Source organism: Clostridium sulfidigenes (genome assembly GCF_052067195.1).
Taxonomy (GTDB): domain Bacteria; phylum Bacillota; class Clostridia; order Clostridiales; family Clostridiaceae; genus Clostridium_J; species Clostridium_J sulfidigenes.
The window spans coordinates 1-16,183 of record NZ_JBQHQR010000020.1; the positions used below are offsets into that span (position 1 = coordinate 1).

The 16,183-nt window shown below is 27.6% G+C and carries 16 protein-coding genes; 6 read left to right on the forward strand and 10 right to left on the reverse strand.

Annotated features, from left to right (window positions below):
• Positions 1-113 precede the first annotated feature (113 nt).
• The 3 genes from ACTNBA_RS17420 to ACTNBA_RS17430 all read left to right on the forward strand — a co-directional run bounded on the left by ACTNBA_RS17420 (position 114) and on the right by ACTNBA_RS17430 (position 3,532).
• A complete protein-coding gene (locus ACTNBA_RS17420; RefSeq protein ID WP_441075555.1) occupies positions 114-704 on the forward strand; it encodes a DUF1836 domain-containing protein in 591 nt (196 codons plus the stop codon).
• Positions 705-907: 203 nt separating this feature from the next.
• Positions 908-1,261 (forward strand): ArsR/SmtB family transcription factor, encoded by a 354-nt coding sequence (locus ACTNBA_RS17425; RefSeq protein WP_035135755.1) that lies wholly within the window; start codon positions 908-910, stop codon positions 1,259-1,261.
• A gap of 24 nt (positions 1,262-1,285) precedes the next feature.
• A complete protein-coding gene (locus ACTNBA_RS17430; RefSeq protein ID WP_441075556.1) occupies positions 1,286-3,532 on the forward strand; it encodes a heavy metal translocating P-type ATPase in 2,247 nt (748 codons plus the stop codon).
• Between the two features lie 101 nt (positions 3,533-3,633).
• On the opposite strand, the gene ACTNBA_RS17435 is transcribed toward ACTNBA_RS17430, so the two are convergent.
• Entirely contained in the window at positions 3,634-4,089 is a 456-nt protein-coding gene (locus tag ACTNBA_RS17435) for a CBS domain-containing protein (protein ID WP_035135753.1), read from the reverse strand.
• 121 nt (positions 4,090-4,210) lie between these two features.
• The gene (locus ACTNBA_RS17440; RefSeq protein ID WP_441075558.1) at positions 4,211-5,452 is read right to left on the reverse strand and encodes a patatin-like phospholipase family protein; all 1,242 of its coding nucleotides are present in this window, start codon (positions 5,450-5,452) and stop codon (positions 4,211-4,213) included.
• A gap of 271 nt (positions 5,453-5,723) precedes the next feature.
• Between ACTNBA_RS17440 and ACTNBA_RS17445 the strand changes: the two genes are divergently transcribed.
• Positions 5,724-6,182, forward strand: coding sequence for a hypothetical protein (locus ACTNBA_RS17445; protein WP_441075559.1), 459 nt, complete (start codon positions 5,724-5,726; stop codon positions 6,180-6,182).
• 100 nt (positions 6,183-6,282) lie between these two features.
• On the opposite strand, the gene ACTNBA_RS17450 is transcribed toward ACTNBA_RS17445, so the two are convergent.
• The 4 genes from ACTNBA_RS17450 to hemA form a co-directional block, all read right to left on the reverse strand.
• Complete coding sequence (locus tag ACTNBA_RS17450) at positions 6,283-6,726, reverse strand: ferritin-like domain-containing protein (protein ID WP_441075560.1); 444 nt, start codon at positions 6,724-6,726, stop codon at positions 6,283-6,285.
• A 124-nt stretch (positions 6,727-6,850) separates the two neighbouring features.
• Positions 6,851-8,296, reverse strand: a complete 1,446-nt coding sequence (gene nhaC / locus ACTNBA_RS17455; RefSeq protein WP_441075562.1) for a Na+/H+ antiporter NhaC — start codon at positions 8,294-8,296, stop codon at positions 6,851-6,853.
• Positions 8,297-8,565: 269 nt separating this feature from the next.
• Entirely contained in the window at positions 8,566-9,840 is a 1,275-nt protein-coding gene (hemL, locus tag ACTNBA_RS17460) for a glutamate-1-semialdehyde 2,1-aminomutase (protein WP_441075563.1), read from the reverse strand.
• Between the two features lie 13 nt (positions 9,841-9,853).
• Positions 9,854-11,095, reverse strand: coding sequence for a glutamyl-tRNA reductase (gene hemA, locus ACTNBA_RS17465; protein WP_441075564.1), 1,242 nt, complete (start codon positions 11,093-11,095; stop codon positions 9,854-9,856).
• A gap of 199 nt (positions 11,096-11,294) precedes the next feature.
• On the opposite strand from hemA, the gene ACTNBA_RS17470 reads away from it, so the two are divergent.
• Positions 11,295-11,942 (forward strand): TIGR01906 family membrane protein, encoded by a 648-nt coding sequence (locus ACTNBA_RS17470; RefSeq protein WP_441075566.1) that lies wholly within the window; start codon positions 11,295-11,297, stop codon positions 11,940-11,942.
• 24 nt (positions 11,943-11,966) lie between these two features.
• Here the strand turns inward: ACTNBA_RS17470 and ACTNBA_RS17475 are convergent, their stop codons facing one another.
• Genes ACTNBA_RS17475 through ACTNBA_RS17485 form a run of 3 tightly spaced genes read right to left on the reverse strand, consistent with a single transcriptional unit; the run spans position 11,967 to position 15,092 of the window.
• Positions 11,967-13,142, reverse strand: a complete 1,176-nt coding sequence (locus ACTNBA_RS17475; protein ID WP_150845551.1) for a SpoIIE family protein phosphatase — start codon at positions 13,140-13,142, stop codon at positions 11,967-11,969.
• A gap of 1 nt (position 13,143) precedes the next feature.
• On the reverse strand, positions 13,144-14,850 hold the full coding sequence (locus tag ACTNBA_RS17480; protein ID WP_441075567.1) for a [Fe-Fe] hydrogenase large subunit C-terminal domain-containing protein: 1,707 nt from the start codon (positions 14,848-14,850) through the stop codon (positions 13,144-13,146).
• Entirely contained in the window at positions 14,841-15,092 is a 252-nt protein-coding gene (locus ACTNBA_RS17485; protein WP_346848118.1) for an NAD(P)H-dependent oxidoreductase subunit E, read from the reverse strand. The genes ACTNBA_RS17480 and ACTNBA_RS17485 overlap by 10 nt, the downstream gene beginning before the upstream one ends.
• Before the next feature lie 150 nt (positions 15,093-15,242).
• Between ACTNBA_RS17485 and yfcE the strand changes: the two genes are divergently transcribed.
• Complete coding sequence (gene yfcE / locus ACTNBA_RS17490; RefSeq protein ID WP_441075568.1) at positions 15,243-15,788, forward strand: phosphodiesterase; 546 nt, start codon at positions 15,243-15,245, stop codon at positions 15,786-15,788.
• A 36-nt stretch (positions 15,789-15,824) separates the two neighbouring features.
• On the opposite strand, the gene ACTNBA_RS17495 is transcribed toward yfcE, so the two are convergent.
• Positions 15,825-16,007 (reverse strand): hypothetical protein, encoded by a 183-nt coding sequence (locus ACTNBA_RS17495; protein ID WP_035132251.1) that lies wholly within the window; start codon positions 16,005-16,007, stop codon positions 15,825-15,827.
• Positions 16,008-16,183: the final 176 nt, after the last annotated feature.

The following is a 16,183-nucleotide window of genomic DNA, read 5'->3' on the forward strand; positions in this document are numbered from 1 at the left end:
GCTATAGGTGATTGAACTAATCCACAGCGTCTTATGTTAAGTATAGTAAAAATTATTATGAAAGGGAAAGTATAGTGAATTTTTACTATGAGTTCATTATACAAGGTGATTATGTGAACTTTAATATAGAAAATTTAGAAGAGCTTTTAACTAATATGAACTTAGATGATAGGATTAATATTAATAAAATACCAGATATTGATTTATATATGGATCAGGTAATTCAATTATTTGAAAATAACTTAGAGCATATAAAAAGAAACCCTACGGACAAGATTTTAACCAAAACTATGATAAATAACTACTCTAAAGACAAATTGCTTTTTCAAAATAAAAATAAAAAATATTCTAAAGATCATATTCTTTTAATGATTTTAATTTATGATTTAAAGCAAACTTTGTCTATAGCTGATATAAAAAAATTATTTACCCCTATGGTAAAAATATTATCAGAAGAAAAATCAAATTTTGATTTAAGTAATATATATAATGAATATCTTTCATTAAAGAAAAATCAAATTGATAAAGAAAAAGAATTCTTAACTTCAATTGTCAATGATACAACTAATTTATGTGAAAAAGAAACTACTAAAAATTATGAGGATTATAAAAAAATATTTTTGATTATATTAACACTTTTAAATTCAGCTTCCTTAAATAAGAGAATTGCAGAAAAGATGATAGATACTTATTTTAATGAATAAATTTTAAATCAATGAATAAATAAAATGACTGCCTTTATAGACGGTCATTTTATTTTTAGGTGTAAATTTATAATTAATGCTTATATTATAAATTATATGAAATATTTAATTAAATATATTGTTTGAAAAGTATTGACAAAAAAAAGAAATGAGCATAGTATAAACATATGAACAAGTATTCATATGAAAGGGGTATGTAATATATGTATAAAGAAGAGGTTTGTATGCAAGTTTGCATACATGATGAAATTACTGAAAAATTAAAAGATAAAACTTTAAATGATACTACAGTAGAAGAACTGTCAAATTTATTTAAGTCCATGGCAGATCCTACTAGGGTTAAAATATTAAATATTTTGTTAAATACAGAAGCTTGTGTTTGCGACATAGCAGCTTTAACTAATATGACACAATCTGCAATATCTCATCAATTAAGAGTACTAAAGCTAGCTAGGATTGTAAAATCAAGAAAAGATGGAAAAGTTGTATATTATTCTTTAGATGATGATCATGTTAAAGATATTTTCTATAAAGGACTTAGCCACGTTAATGAATAAACTAGTTATAGGGGGAGTAAAATAATGGGACAAACAAAAAGGCTTTATGAAATTCAAGGATTGCATTGCGCAAATTGTGCTTTGAAAATCGAACGTGAACTAAATCAATTATCTTACGTACAAAGTGCTGTAGTCAACTCTGTGACATCAAAAGCTATTTTAGAGGTTGATGAGGACACTAATAGAGAAATAATATTTGATGATGTGGAAAGCATATCTACTAGAATTGAACATGGAGTTAGAGTTAAAGAAATTGAAAAAAATATTATAAGTAAAAAAAATGTTAAGGTTCAGGGAAATATAAAAAGTATTAATTCTAATTCAAATGATAATAAAGTTAAGGAAGAAAAGGTTACCTACAATGATTCTCATAGTGATGATTATATTCATAATCATAACCATGATCATGGAGAAGGGTTTAAAAAGAAACAAATAATAAAATTTATTATAGGAATTTCTTTGGCAGTTGCTGGAGTATTAACTAAGGATATGATAAGTTTATTTTTATTTATAGCTTCTTATCTAGTAATTGGTGGAGATATTCTGCTTATTGCCGGCAAAAATATAATAAAAGGTCAAGTTTTTGATGAGAACTTCTTAATGAGTATAGCTACAATTGGTGCATTTTTAATTGGTGAATATCCAGAAGCTATTGGAGTAATGCTATTTTATCAAATAGGAGAGTTTTTTCAAGAATTGGCAGTTAATAAATCTAGAAATTCTATATCAGAGTTAATGGATATTCGTCCAGACCATGCAAATTTAAAATTAAGTAACGGGGATATATCTTCTGTCTCTCCAGAAGAGGTAGGCATTGGTGATATAATAGTTGTTAAGCCGGGTGAAAAAATTCCTTTAGATGGAGTTGTAGTAAGGGGAGATTCTCAAATAGATACTTCTGCTTTAACAGGAGAATCTGTTCCAAGAGTAGTTAAGGAAAGAGCTGAAGTTTTAGCTGGATCAATAAATAAAACTTCTCTTATTGAAGTTAAAATAACTAAGGAATTTAGTGAATCTACAGTATCAAAGATTCTTGAATTAGTAGAAAATGCTTCAAATAAAAAAGCACCAACAGAAAAATTTATAACAAAGTTTGCTAGATACTATACTCCTATTGTGGTTATATTAGCAATTCTACTAGCTTTCTTACCACCGTTAGCTATGGGTGAAGATTTATATACCTGGTTATATAGAGGACTATCATTTTTAGTTGTATCTTGTCCTTGTGCCCTTGTGATATCAATACCTTTAAGTTTCTTTGGCGGGATTGGAGGAGCATCTAGAAGTGGGGTGCTTGTCAAAGGAGGGAACTATCTTGAAGCATTGAGCAAAGCAGAAGTGGTAATTTTTGATAAAACAGGTACATTAACAGAAGGAAGCTTTGAAGTTACAAAAATTACTCCTTATGGATTCATTACTGAGGACATGTTAATGGAATATGCGGCATATGCTGAAATATATTCTAATCATCCTATTGCAAAATCTATTGTAGAATCCTATAAAAAAATTAGTACGAAGGCTATTATTGATAAAAGTAGAATAAAGAGTTATGAAGAGATTCCAGGTAAAGGTGTAAAAATATACTTTGGTGATAGATATATATATGCAGGAAATTATAAACTGATGGAAGAACTTGAAATTAGGTATGTAAAATCAAATGAAGTGGGTACTATTATATATGTTGCAGTAAATAATAATTTTGTAGGAAGTTTAGTGATTTCTGATAGAATAAAAAATACTTCACCTATGGCTATTGCAAAGTTAAAAGAACTAGGGATTAAGAAAACTGTTATGCTTACTGGAGATAATAAAACAATTGCTGAATATGTTGCAAAGGTTATTTCTATTGATGAGGTTAGAGCCGAATTAATGCCACATGAAAAAGTAAGTGAAGTAGAAAAAATATATAATGGCCTTTCTAAGAAGGGAAGATTAATATTTGTTGGAGATGGAATAAATGATGCTCCCGTATTAGCTAGAGCAGATATAGGGATAGCAATGGGGGGAATAGGCTCAGATGCAGCTATAGAAGCTTCTGATGTTGTTATTATGACTGACGATCCTGAAAAAATATCTACATCTATAAAAATAGCTAGGAAGACACAAAAAATTGTAGTTCAAAATATTGTATTTTCCTTATTGATAAAAGCTATAGTCTTAGTATTAACAGCTCTAGGAATTACCAATATGTGGATGGCGGTATTTGCAGATGTAGGAGTTACAATAATAGCTGTATTAAATGCTATGAGAGCTATGAAGATGGAAGAATAAATAAAAGTTTAACTTAAAAATACTAAAATGAAGAATTAAAATATATTAAAACCCTTTAATGTTTTTAGCATTAAAGGGTTTTTAAACTTAAGTGATAATTATTAACTTATTTTTGACATAGTTTTAAATTCGCTAAACTCATCACTATTATCTACCTCAAATAATTTCTTATAACAATATGATATTATATCTCCTCTTTTTATAATTCCAATGAATATATTTGAGTCATCAACTACTGGAACGAAATTTTGTGATTTAGCAACAAGTATTAGACTTTCAATATCAGAATTAATTGATACGGGTTTATCTTTAAAATGTCTTGGTATATCCTTTATTAAAACATTTTCTGTATCCTTTAAGCTTAATTCGGAAGAATTTTTTAATTTCCAAAGAAGATCACCTTCTGTTAAAGTACCTACATATTTTCCTTTATCATCCACTAAAGGTATAGAAGTATATCTATGATATTCCATTCTCTCCATTGCTCTTCGCATAGTAGAACTAACCTTTTCAAAAATTACTTCGCTTTTAGGAGTTAGAAAAAAGGCAATGTTCATATTTTATCATCCTCCAATAAATCAATATTCAATAAGTATACTAAAAAGCTATACTTTAATTATAACATAGTTTTTAGACTAAAAGAGAGTAAAGTTTTTAATAATTTAAGAACATGTAATGCTATAAATTGATTCTATAATTAATTAAACACAAAAACATATGAGCAATAAACTCTTTAGGAAATGTAATTGCTAAAGTGTTTCTAAAGGCTATTGTAGATTTAGATGTATCTAAAAGATTGCAATTTTTTAAAATTAAATAATCTTTTAGTGAAAGTTCCTTACTATTTATATTTTTTTTGTATACATTTACTTTTTGTAAAATTTTATTTAAAAGTTCATCATATCTATATACAATATTTCTTTCAATTTCTAAAATTTCTGCAGTGATTTCCATAGCCATGATAATATTAACACGGCTTTTTGTTATTATGCCTGAAAAGTTTTCAATTTTTTTTATAGTTCTTAATAGTTTTAAATGATTGTATATGGAATTATTAAAATTTAATGAATCAGTTATAAGTTTAAACTCAATGGCATTAATATTTACTAATAATCCCTTAGGGAACTCATCTTTGAAAAAATAATAGTTTTGTCCTGTTAATTGCTTAAAAGTTTTTAATGTATCTAAATATCCTATACTTATATTTCTTTTAATTCTTTCACTATCAAAACTAATAATTGGACCAAGATTTTCACTACATTTTATTTCTATTATAGGTATATCATTTATATTATTAATTTTTTGACTGAATCCAGGTCCATCTATATCCACTTGGATTATAGCAGAACAAGGGCTATTTAAAAGCATGCTGGTTGGAATATTATTATACATACCTCCATCAACAAAAGTGACACCATCAATAACCATATGCTTTAGGCCAGGCAGAGAGCAACTTGCCATTATATAGTCAATAATTTTTCCGTAAGGAATATCAGTCTTAAATATTTCTATAGGTTTTAGGGGATACATAGTAAGGGTAACAATACCAAAATCTATAGGTGAATTCCTTATTATATCTTCATTTAAATAGCGTTGTAGTAATCTTTTTAAAGGTGTATGATCTAACCCTCTATTAGATATAATATTTTTCATGAATTTAGGAAGGTTTTTAAATGATAGATTTTCATCTATAGAAAAATTATCATCAATATTGAAGCAAGTTGAAAAATCTATTGATAGCCATAACTCTTCTAAGTCATTATAATTATTGCTACATATAAAAGCACTATTAATAGCTCCAATAGAAGTTCCAACTACCGAAGATATATCTATATTTAATTCTATTAAAGCTTTCCACACTCCAACTTCATAAGCACCCCTAGAACCACCACCACCTAATACTAATCCATAACTATTCAAGCGTTATAACACCCCTTTGGTAAGCAAAATTAACTTAAATATAATTCTACTTAATATTATATTATACTAAATGAGTTAAATTTGATAATTATTATAATGATTATATTATATATACTAATAATTACTATTTATTCGTTGAACTTTTATGTAAAAAACTATATAATTAGTATATACTAACAATAGAATTATAGTATAGTAAACTATTTTAAATGATATAATTTAAAAATGTCGGAAGATTTCAATAATAACCAAGATGAGAAGGAGATTAGTTATGGAAATAAGTTTAAATTTAATAGAAGAAGCAATTAAATCCAATAGTATTGAGGAAGTTAGAAAAGCATTAATTGAATACATAAGAGTTGAGCCGGAAAATTCAGAAAAAATTATAAATGCATTAAATTATGCTAAAGAAAACATTAAGGCATTATTTGAAATTCATGATGGAGCAAAACTAGAAGAGGATAATAAGTGGACTAAAGAATATTTTTTGAAAACTCTTCAAGATTTATCGAATAACTTTTCAGAAGAAAGATTTAACCATTTGTGCTTAGTAGGAGCTTTTATATATCCAAATGAAGATATTATAGAACAGGATACAGTTATAATTAACAATGTGAAACCTATTTCAGATGCTGAAATTAAATTTGAAAAAGTAAAGTCTGCTCTTGCATTAGGAACTGGACTTTTAATAGGATACATCATTGGTAAAAAGATTAATAAAAAAAGATAATATATATTAAAATGCCCTATTAGTATTTTATTGAATTAATACTAATAGGGCATTTTAATGTTTTTAGGAATTATAATGTATTGAAATTATTTTACAATTTTTATTGAAAACTACCACTATATAATTCACATCTTTCAATATGATTAATATGTTTTTGATAATCTTTATTCATTAAATTTATAGTAGTATAGCTTTCACGATTAATAAAATTAGGATCTGATATTAATTTACAACCTAAATTTAATACATTATTTGCAGCTTCACAAGTTTTTTTTAAAAGCTCTTTGTCAATAACTGTAGCATCAATATTAATATATGAATTTATATCAACACAATTATCAATTTCTATAGGATTACCACCTAAATCAGTTATTATATTACATATTCTATATGCATGTTTTTGGTAGTCATTTCGAACTTTAGATATTTGAGAAATAACATCTTCGTTTTTAGAGTGCTTTATATAATCTTCAAAAATGTTTATATCAATATATATGCCCTGTAATAATTCATTTAAACTATTAACTATATATTTTTTATCCAAGAAAATCAACTCCTTGCAATAATATTCATTATATTATTGCCTAAGTGGTATTGACATTATTCATATTAGAAAATATTATAAAAGGATAAAAAGGCCATTTAATATATGACCTTTTCAAAGCATACTAGGATTTGATAACTGGTTTGTCTAGTTTTTCTGGGTCTTCTAGTTTTTCCATTGAGAATCCTGTGTATCCATAAACTATTGATATTATAGGATTTATATAGTTCAAGAAGCAGAATGGTGCATATAAGAAACAAGAAACACCAAGAGTAGTAGACATAAATGCTCCACAGGTGTTCCATGGAATAAATGGTGATGTTAATGTTCCAGAATCTTCTAGAGCTCTAGATAAATTCTTAGGTGCTAAGCCACGTTTAGCATACTCATCTTTATACATTCTACCTGGAATAACTATAGATAAATATTGATCTCCAGCAAGTATATTAACAACAATGCAAGAAATTATAGTAATTAGTACAAGAGAACCTGTATTAACGGCAAGTCTAAGTAATTTTTCAGCAAGTACATTTAAGAATCCAGCTTTCTCCATTATACCACCAAAGGTCATCGCACATATAATTAAAGAAACGGTATACATCATACCTTGAAGGCCGCCTCGAGTTAATAGTTCATCTACAATTTCAACTCCAGTTTCACTTACATATCCATCATTTAAAATGTTAACTATATCACCATAATTAGAACCTTGTACTAAAACAGCTAAAAGAACTCCCGTAGCAACACCTATTAGTAGTCCTGGAATTGCAGGCATTTTTTTTATAACAAGTATTATTACTATTATTGGAGGTAGCAATAGAATTGGGTTAATTACACCAGAGGCTTTTAGTCCATCAAATATTATATTCAACTTTGATACATCCAATTCTTGGCCTGCATATTTCATCCCAAGTATAGCGAATAGTATAAGAGATATTATTAAACTTGGCGTTGTAGTATAAAACATATGCTTAATGTGATCAAATAAAGTAGAACCAGCCATAGCAGGAGCTAAGTTAGTTGTATCAGAAAGCGGTGACATTTTATCTCCAAAATATGCACCAGATATTATAGCACCAGCTATCATTGGAGTAGGGATTCCTAAACCAATACCTACGCCTATAAGTGCAATACCTACAGTACCAGCAGTTGTCCACGAACTTCCAGTAGCTAATGAAACTATAGCACAGATTATGCATGTAGCAACTAAGAATATACCAGGAGATAAAATTTTAAGTCCGTAATAAATCATTGTTGGTACAGTACCACTTAATATCCAAGCACCAATTAAAACTCCAATTATCATAAGTATTATAATTGCTTGCATTGACATTTGAATAGTGTCGATAAATCCTTTTTCGAGATCTTCCCATTTAAATCCAATACATAAAGCTGTAATAGTTGCAGCTGCAGCTGCAATTATTAAAGGAATATGTGGACTTGATTCATAGAATATAATTGCAATAGATAGAGAAATAATGAGAACTAAAATAGGTATAAGAGCTTGCCAAACTTTTGGCTTTCTAGGGGGGGAAGATATCTTACTAGATTTTTGCTTTTTTTCTTTCATTAACAACACACTCCTATATTAAATTCCAATTTAAGTAATTAAATAAATTATATATCAGTATAATTATAATTGCAATACTATTCAGAAAATTTATGAATTAAAAAGTCGTATTTAATATTATGCAATTTTATAAAAAATAATTGATATAAACAGCTATTATAATTAGTTTATGAAACTTGATAAATTATTATATTCATTTTATTATAATAAAAAAAAGAGTACAAAAAAACTTTGTACTCCAAGTTATTATAAATGTTATAATTATACACTTATATATTGAATGATTTATAGGCTGTAAGAAATTTATTTATATCATCTTCGCTATGAGAAATTGATAGGAACATTGCTTCAAATTGTGACGGTGGTAAATTAATTCCTTTGTCTAACATATGCATAAAATATTTTCTGAATATGTTTGTATTACAACTTTTAGCCTCTTCGTAATTATTAATTTCATTTAAATCTGTAAAAAATACAGTCATCATTCCACCAACTCTATTAATTACTACATTTATATTTTTTTCTTTTGAAATTTCTTTAATACCATTTTCTAATCTTGTTCCTATGGTTTCTATATGGGTATATATATCTTGTTTTTCATGTAATTCTTTAACTGTTGCTATTCCAGCAGCCATAACAAGAGGATTACCTGACATGGTTCCTGCCTGATACACAGGGCCTAATGGAGCAAGTAGTTCCATGATTTCACGTCTTCCGCCATAAGCCCCACAAGGTAAGCCGCCTCCAATAATTTTACCATAGGTAATAAGATCAGGTTTAACATTTGGGAATAGCTCTCTTGCGCCTTTATATGCAATTCTGAAACCACACATTACTTCATCAAATATCAATAAAGTACCATTATCTTTACAAAGTTTATCTAAGTTCTCCATGAACTCCATAGAAGGTTTAACAACTCCCATATTTCCAGCAATAGGTTCAATAATAACACAAGATATATCATTACTATAAGTAGTAAATATTTCTTTTAAATTATCTATATCGTTATAATTAGCAACAATTGTATGCTCTATGTGTTCTTTAGGTATACCAGCACTTCCAGGTATGCCACAAGTCATAACACCAGAACCTGCACTTACTAAAAATCCATCATAATGACCGTGATAACAACCAGCAAATTTAACAATTTTATTTCTCTTAGTATAGCCTCTTGCTAATTTAATTGCACTCATAGTAGCTTCAGTACCAGAGTTAACCATCCTAATCATATCAATTGAGGCAGTTTCACATAAAAGTTTTGCTAAGTCTAATTCTAATTTTGTTGGTGCACCAAAGGCTATAGCTGTTTCTGAAGTATTTTTTATAGCATCAACAACTCTGGAGTTACAATGCCCTAAAATCATAGGTCCCCAAGCTCCAACAAAATCTATGTATTCTTTATTTTCTTCGTCATATATTTTAGAACCCATACCAGATTTTATAATAGGAGGGGTGATACCCATATCCTTAAGTGCTCTTACTGGACTATTAACTCCTCCGGGAATATACTTTTTGCTTTCTTCAAATATAGTTTTATTGTTCATTAAGCTCTTCCTCCTAATTAATTTTATTTAGAAAAATACGTTCAATTAACTCATAGGCGTCCTTATTATTTCCTTTTAAAGTTTCTTCTTTTAAAACTTCAATGGCACGATTTATATATGTGTTAGCACTACTTTTTAAAAGGGTAGCTACAAGCTTGTCATTATCTTTAGTGTACTTTTTATTTTTAAAGGTTTTAAGATTATTTTCCACAAGTAATTTACCTTCTTCTTTTACATCTTTAATTATACCACTTAAGGACATTAACTTTAAAAAATTATTATATTCATCATAGTATTTCTTTATTATATATTTATTTGAATTCATAATATTTCTTCGCTGAATCTTATTTTCTTTATCTACATTTTGAAGATTATCTAAATTAAATAAACATATATTTTTTAATTCACTACAAGAATCTTCAACATTAATTGGTAAGGAAAGATCAAAAATTAAAATTGGTTGTGAAGGGAGATCTTTCTTTAGTACAATTGGAGTAGGGGAAGAAGTACAGCATATTAAAGCATCTATATATTTATAAGTATATACCATATTATCAATGGGTATAATTTCAATCTTTTTATTTTCCATTAATTTTATATTTTTTATTATAGTACTATGATTAATAACCTTATCTGTATTTCTTACTACAATATATATTTTATCTAAGATATCTTGTTTTCCTATAAGATAATTTAAAGTTAATTGAGCCATTTTACCAAAACCTAATATTAATATATTTTTACAACCTTGGTCTATAGCTTTTTTAGCAGCAATAGATGAATAGGACACAGGTGTCTTATATAGTTTACTTTCGGTTTTAAACTCTTTACCACAACTAATAGCCATTGTAAATAGCTTATCAAAAGAAGCTTTTATAACTTTTAACTCTTTACTTTTTAAGTAGGCATCCTTTACTTGACCTAAGATTTGATCTTCACCTAAAATTTTTGAATGAAACCCACAACTAACTTCCAGTAAGTGAGTTATAGCCTTGCTATCATTAGAGTAAAATATATATTTAATAAATTCTTCATCCCAATTAAGTGTATTGAATACTTCTTGTATTATGATATTTTGAGATAGGGAAGATTTTAAGTATATTTCTGTTCTATTACAGGTATTAATTATAACAACTTCTTCGCATAGAGTTTCTTTCATTTTTAGTAATATTCCATCTATATTATCTTGGGATATTGCTAGTTTAGCTCTTAAAATTAAGTCAAGTTCTTTCTTTATTCCAATTAAATGAATCATTTTTACCCCCAAATCTATGAAATTACTAAATTTTATTTAATCAAATTTAAAACCCACTACAAGTGGGCACATTATAACTCATATATTGTAACATGAAAATTATACTATATGAAAATTTTTTTGACAATGATAAAATAGGATAATAAAATTGTATTGTATAGATTACTAATTTCTAACAAATAAAAGGTGAGGTAATACTATGAAAAAAATTATTCTAAATATACTTATTTCTATTACAGGTTTTGTTTTAGTTATTCTTATTTCTACTTTAATAGTAACAAGCATAAAACCTATTTATACTTACAGTATTAATAAATTTAATATGGAGGAGAGAACAAGCTTATCTATTGAGGAGATGAAAAAAAATTATTCTTATGTAATAGACTATTTGTTATATAATAACAACGACAAATTTGAACTACCATCTTTAGAATCATCAGATGCTGGTGCTTTTCATTTTAAAGAAGTAAAGGAATTATTTAAACTTGCTAAGATTACTATATTAAGTTTAATAATTACGTTAGCCATATTGTCTGTACTGTATACTAGCAGTTATAAGAGCTATATTTATATAAAATATATTTCCATTATATCAATTATAACTCCAGTTTTAATCTCAATAGTTGTAAGTATTAACTTTAATTTTTTCTTTACAATATTCCATAAAATTTTTTTTAATAATGATAAATGGATTTTTGATCCCAACACAGATCCTATTATAAACATACTACCTGAAGAGTTTTTTGCATTATGTGCTGTTTCTATTGGAATTCTTTGCATAGTCATTGGAATAGTATTATATGTGGCGTATTACAATTATAATAAAAAGATTTTAAAAAGATATTAGAAAAAATCTAATATCTTTTTGAAATTAAAGATAATTTACATTTACTTTTTTACCTAATGCAGTTAGTAATCTGGCTATGTCTTTAACAATCTTAATTTTTAAATTAAATTCATCTGGAAAAGATGGATTTTGATGAGCTGGATTAACTGCTTGCCCTATATATATATCTATGGATGTACCTTCATTAATTAACATATTAGTAATTCTAGAGGCTCCATCAGAGCCATTTATAGCACAGGGTATAGCATTCCTTTTAATAGAATTTAGATAATTTTTTAATAATTCTTTTACTTTATTTAAAGTTAGTATGCCTTCTGTAACCAAGTCTATACCTTTCATAAATCCCATAGGCGGGACTTCTGAAGTATAATGCTTTAAGTCTATCTCTATCGGGGTGTGTAATGCATTAGATATTATATTTGCAGTAGTGCCACCACATACAATTTTTTTACCTGTAGCATTTTTCACAAGATTTATAAGAATATCATCATCATCCTTATTTTTAGGCGGCCCTGTAAAGAGAGAGATGTTTTGTTCCTTTCTTATCTTAATAGTTACTACTGTTGTATCATCCCCAGGTTTATTATCATATAAGTCTTTACAAACTTCTAATAGTTGTCTACATATGTTTTGAGCAATCACCTCTTTGTGGAGTACATTAGTTAGATATCTATTTATATGAGGCCATTCCCAACCTAAATTTAAGAGTCCACCTACACCAGCATGTACAACTCCGTCACTTATAATAACTAGAGCATCAGATTCATTCATATAAAATCTACTTTCAAAAATAACTTTACCATTCACTATACGTCGATTCTTCTTGATGTCACAACTACGATTATTTCTAAAAAGAAAAACAGGTGGATTATCGTACTCTACCATATATACCTCGCCACTGTTTTTAATTTTCACAATTGTAAAAGTGGAGTAGGCTAACTTTCTAACTTGACATTCAGGCAATGTATTAATTATAGTATCTATAGTCTCATCTATAGTAGCTCCTTCTTTTAACATAGTAACTGCAATCTTAGATGTTAAAGTTCCTAGTATATTAGCTTTAACACCACTGCCAAGACCATCTGACATCACTACAATAATTCCATCTTCTGTATTAGCAATTTCAACGTTGTCACCACAAAGTTCTTCACCGTGTTTATTCATACTCATATTAGCTACATCTAAGTAATATTTTCTCATATTAGTCTTCCTCTTCTAATACTTTTTTTAACTCTAGGATAGCAACTTTAGTTTCTGCAGTAGTTTCACCAAGTAAGCTAGCAATTTCTTGAGCAACCATCATTTGCTTGTTTATAATTGTTTGGGTAACATCAATAGATTTACGCTTCAATTCAGTCAATTCTAATTTCCTATTTTCTTCCTCAGTTATGTCTGTAAATGTTATTAATAAAGATGAGTGATTTTTAATATAAATTACACTTTTATACCCATGAAAATCTAACTTACTGTAGAAAACTTTTTTACCTAAAATATTCTTTTTTGTGTCGGCTACTTTTTTAAAGTCTAAGTCGTGTATAATTTCTGTTATAGGAACTCCTATTATACTTTCTTTTTCACAATTTAAAAACATTCTTCTTCCAGAGGGATTAATGTCCTTAATCAATAAGTTATCATCAATTATAATTAAAGCATTAGGTGAATTTTTAAATATTTCACTATTCATATTTTCTGCTAATGATCTCATATAAGGTACACACATCTCAACCTCAGACATTCCATTGTAAACAGCAATAGCCTTTTCAACACAAGTGTTGTATCCACAAGCGCCACAGTTTAATTCATCTTCTTTAGTGTATTTTCCCATTTGTTTAAGAAGAACTTTAATTTCATCGTCTTTAGGTGTTAGCATATGGATTTTTTTATTTTCAAAGTTTCTTGTAAGATTAAGATTATCCTTATTTATATTAATAACTTTTGAATTATTATTTTTGGTTTTTAAGTAATCTTGAATTCTTTGGAGTCTAGTGTATACAGATTCATTATCGGATAATGTGCCTGGACCGCCAAGACAACTTTCATTACAGGCACTTAATTCTATACACACATTCTTTAAAGTGCTATTTTTAAGTTCCTCTAAAATAACTTTACAATTTTCCAGACCGTGAACCCTAATTACATTTAAATCTTTTTTATCAATAGTAGGTCTTATGGCATTTAATATTCCACCAACTACAGGATAGCGATCACCTCTTGTAGTACCGCTAAAATCTACTCCTCCATCTTCTAGTTCAGAATATTCAATACCATTTTCTTTTATATAGTCGATGATTTCGTCAAAGGTTAACACAGAATCAACAAATCCTAAATTAGATTCAGATAAAGCTTCATATTTTTTAGATACACATGGACCTATAAAAACAGTATAAGGTTCCTCATATCTATTTTTTATGCTTTTTCCATGGGCGACCATAGGAGAGGATACTGGTAAAACTAATGGAATTAATTCAGGATAATATTTTTCTATTAACATTACTATGGAAGGACAGCAACTTGTGATAAATTCACTACTTGAACTACAATCAATCCTACATTCATATTCTTGAGTTACTAGTTCTGCACCTATGGAAACCTCTTCAATATAAGAAAAACCTAATTTTCTTAGAGCAGTTATCAATTTAGAAGGATGAGAGAATACTCCTCTAAAAGCAGGTGCTAATTGAGCAACAACTGTTTTATTGCTATTTAATGCTGCTTTGACATCATCAATATCTGAAAGCACATGACGGGCGTTTTGAGGACATACGACTAAACAATGACCACAAAAAATACATCTATCTTCTTGGATTTTAGCTTGATCATTTAAGACTTCTATAGCTTTAACTGTACAAGTACGTACACATTTGTAGCAATTTTTACAGTTAGCGGAGGAAAAATTCATTACTTGCATAGATTCACCTTCTTAACTATATATTCTTCAAAGAATTTATCTACTTCATCTTCATTTACAGTATAAATGTTATCATCGACAGTAACACATACCGAATCAGTACAATGACCAAGACAAAATGAAGCTTTTAATTCTATTTTATCTGTTAAATTATTTAATTCTATTAAGCTCTTAATTCGGTTTATAACATTGTGAGAACCTCTTACATAACAAGCACTTCCAACACAAACTTTAACAATCAAAATAAAACCCCTCCTTAATCTGTATATATGTTATATAATAAATTATAGAACTTTGGTAAAATACCGTCAATCACATGTTGTTATACATTTGACAATGTTATAAAAGTAATGTAAATAATAAGTATAAAATTTATTATGGGAGGATATAAAATGAGATTAGTAGTTATTTCTGATATTCATGGTTCTTCAAAATACACAAAAAAAGCTATAGAAGTATTTAATAGAGAACAGGGTGATTATTTATTAATTCTTGGAGATATACTTTATCACGGGCCAAGAAATCCATTACCGGAAGAGTATGATCCTAAAGAGGTAGCAAAGATACTAAATGAATATAGATATAAGATAATTGCAGTACGTGGAAACTGTGATTCGGAAGTTGATCAAATGTTATTGGATTTTCCATGCATGGGAGATTATTCTGTAGTTTTATATAATAACAAAAGATTTTTTTTAACTCATGGACACAAATATAATGAGAATAATATGCCTAATATATCTACAGAAGATATAATGCTACATGGTCATACACATATATTAGGTATTAATAAAAAAGATGGCATTTCTATAATTAATCCAGGTTCTATTTCTTATCCAAAGGAAAATAATCCTCATAGCTATGGAGTTGTATATGGAGATGTATTCTATATAAAAACATTAGAGGGAACTATAATTCAAGAAATAGTATTGAACTAAATAATGTTCTATATTAAAAAGTAGAGGGTATTTCCTCTATTTTTTAATTATTTTATCAATTATATTAGATTCAATTAATTCACTTTTACTAAATCCGTTTCTAAAGTATCTCACTTGTTTATACTTAACTCCACCCATTTCAAAATCAAGGATATCAATTCTATCTCCCTTAAAAACTTCAGCTTCTTTCTTGCCTTTTAGAAATATATGAATTTCCATATCATTCCTCCTTATAGTTATTAATTAAATAGATTATATAACAACATAGATGATTTATTCAATAATATAACTAAAGGAATTATTAAATTAAGTTAAATAGTATTTTAAAAAGTTAAATATATAGAAACTATTTAAGGGTGTTTTTGTACACATAAAGTCATATAATTAAAAAATTT

Bases quoted from the DNA above. Each gene is read 5' to 3' on its own strand.
- ACTNBA_RS17425 (WP_035135755.1), top strand. From the start codon at position 908: ATGTATAAAGAAGAGGTTTGTATGCAAGTTTGCATACATGATGAAATT.
- ACTNBA_RS17430 (WP_441075556.1), top strand. From the start codon at position 1,286: ATGGGACAAACAAAAAGGCTTTATGAAATTCAAGGATTGCATTGCGCA.
- ACTNBA_RS17435 (WP_035135753.1), bottom strand. From the start codon at position 4,089: ATGAACATTGCCTTTTTTCTAACTCCTAAAAGCGAAGTAATTTTTGAA.
- ACTNBA_RS17445 (WP_441075559.1), top strand. From the start codon at position 5,724: ATGGAAATAAGTTTAAATTTAATAGAAGAAGCAATTAAATCCAATAGT.
- nhaC (WP_441075562.1), bottom strand. From the start codon at position 8,296: ATGAAAGAAAAAAAGCAAAAATCTAGTAAGATATCTTCCCCCCCTAGA.
- hemL (WP_441075563.1), bottom strand. From the start codon at position 9,840: ATGAACAATAAAACTATATTTGAAGAAAGCAAAAAGTATATTCCCGGA.
- hemA (WP_441075564.1), bottom strand. From the start codon at position 11,095: ATGATTCATTTAATTGGAATAAAGAAAGAACTTGACTTAATTTTAAGA.
- ACTNBA_RS17470 (WP_441075566.1), top strand. From the start codon at position 11,295: ATGAAAAAAATTATTCTAAATATACTTATTTCTATTACAGGTTTTGTT.
- ACTNBA_RS17475 (WP_150845551.1), bottom strand. From the start codon at position 13,142: ATGAGAAAATATTACTTAGATGTAGCTAATATGAGTATGAATAAACAC.
- ACTNBA_RS17480 (WP_441075567.1), bottom strand. From the start codon at position 14,850: ATGCAAGTAATGAATTTTTCCTCCGCTAACTGTAAAAATTGCTACAAA.
- yfcE (WP_441075568.1), top strand. From the start codon at position 15,243: ATGAGATTAGTAGTTATTTCTGATATTCATGGTTCTTCAAAATACACA.
- ACTNBA_RS17495 (WP_035132251.1), bottom strand. From the start codon at position 16,007: ATGGAAATTCATATATTTCTAAAAGGCAAGAAAGAAGCTGAAGTTTTT.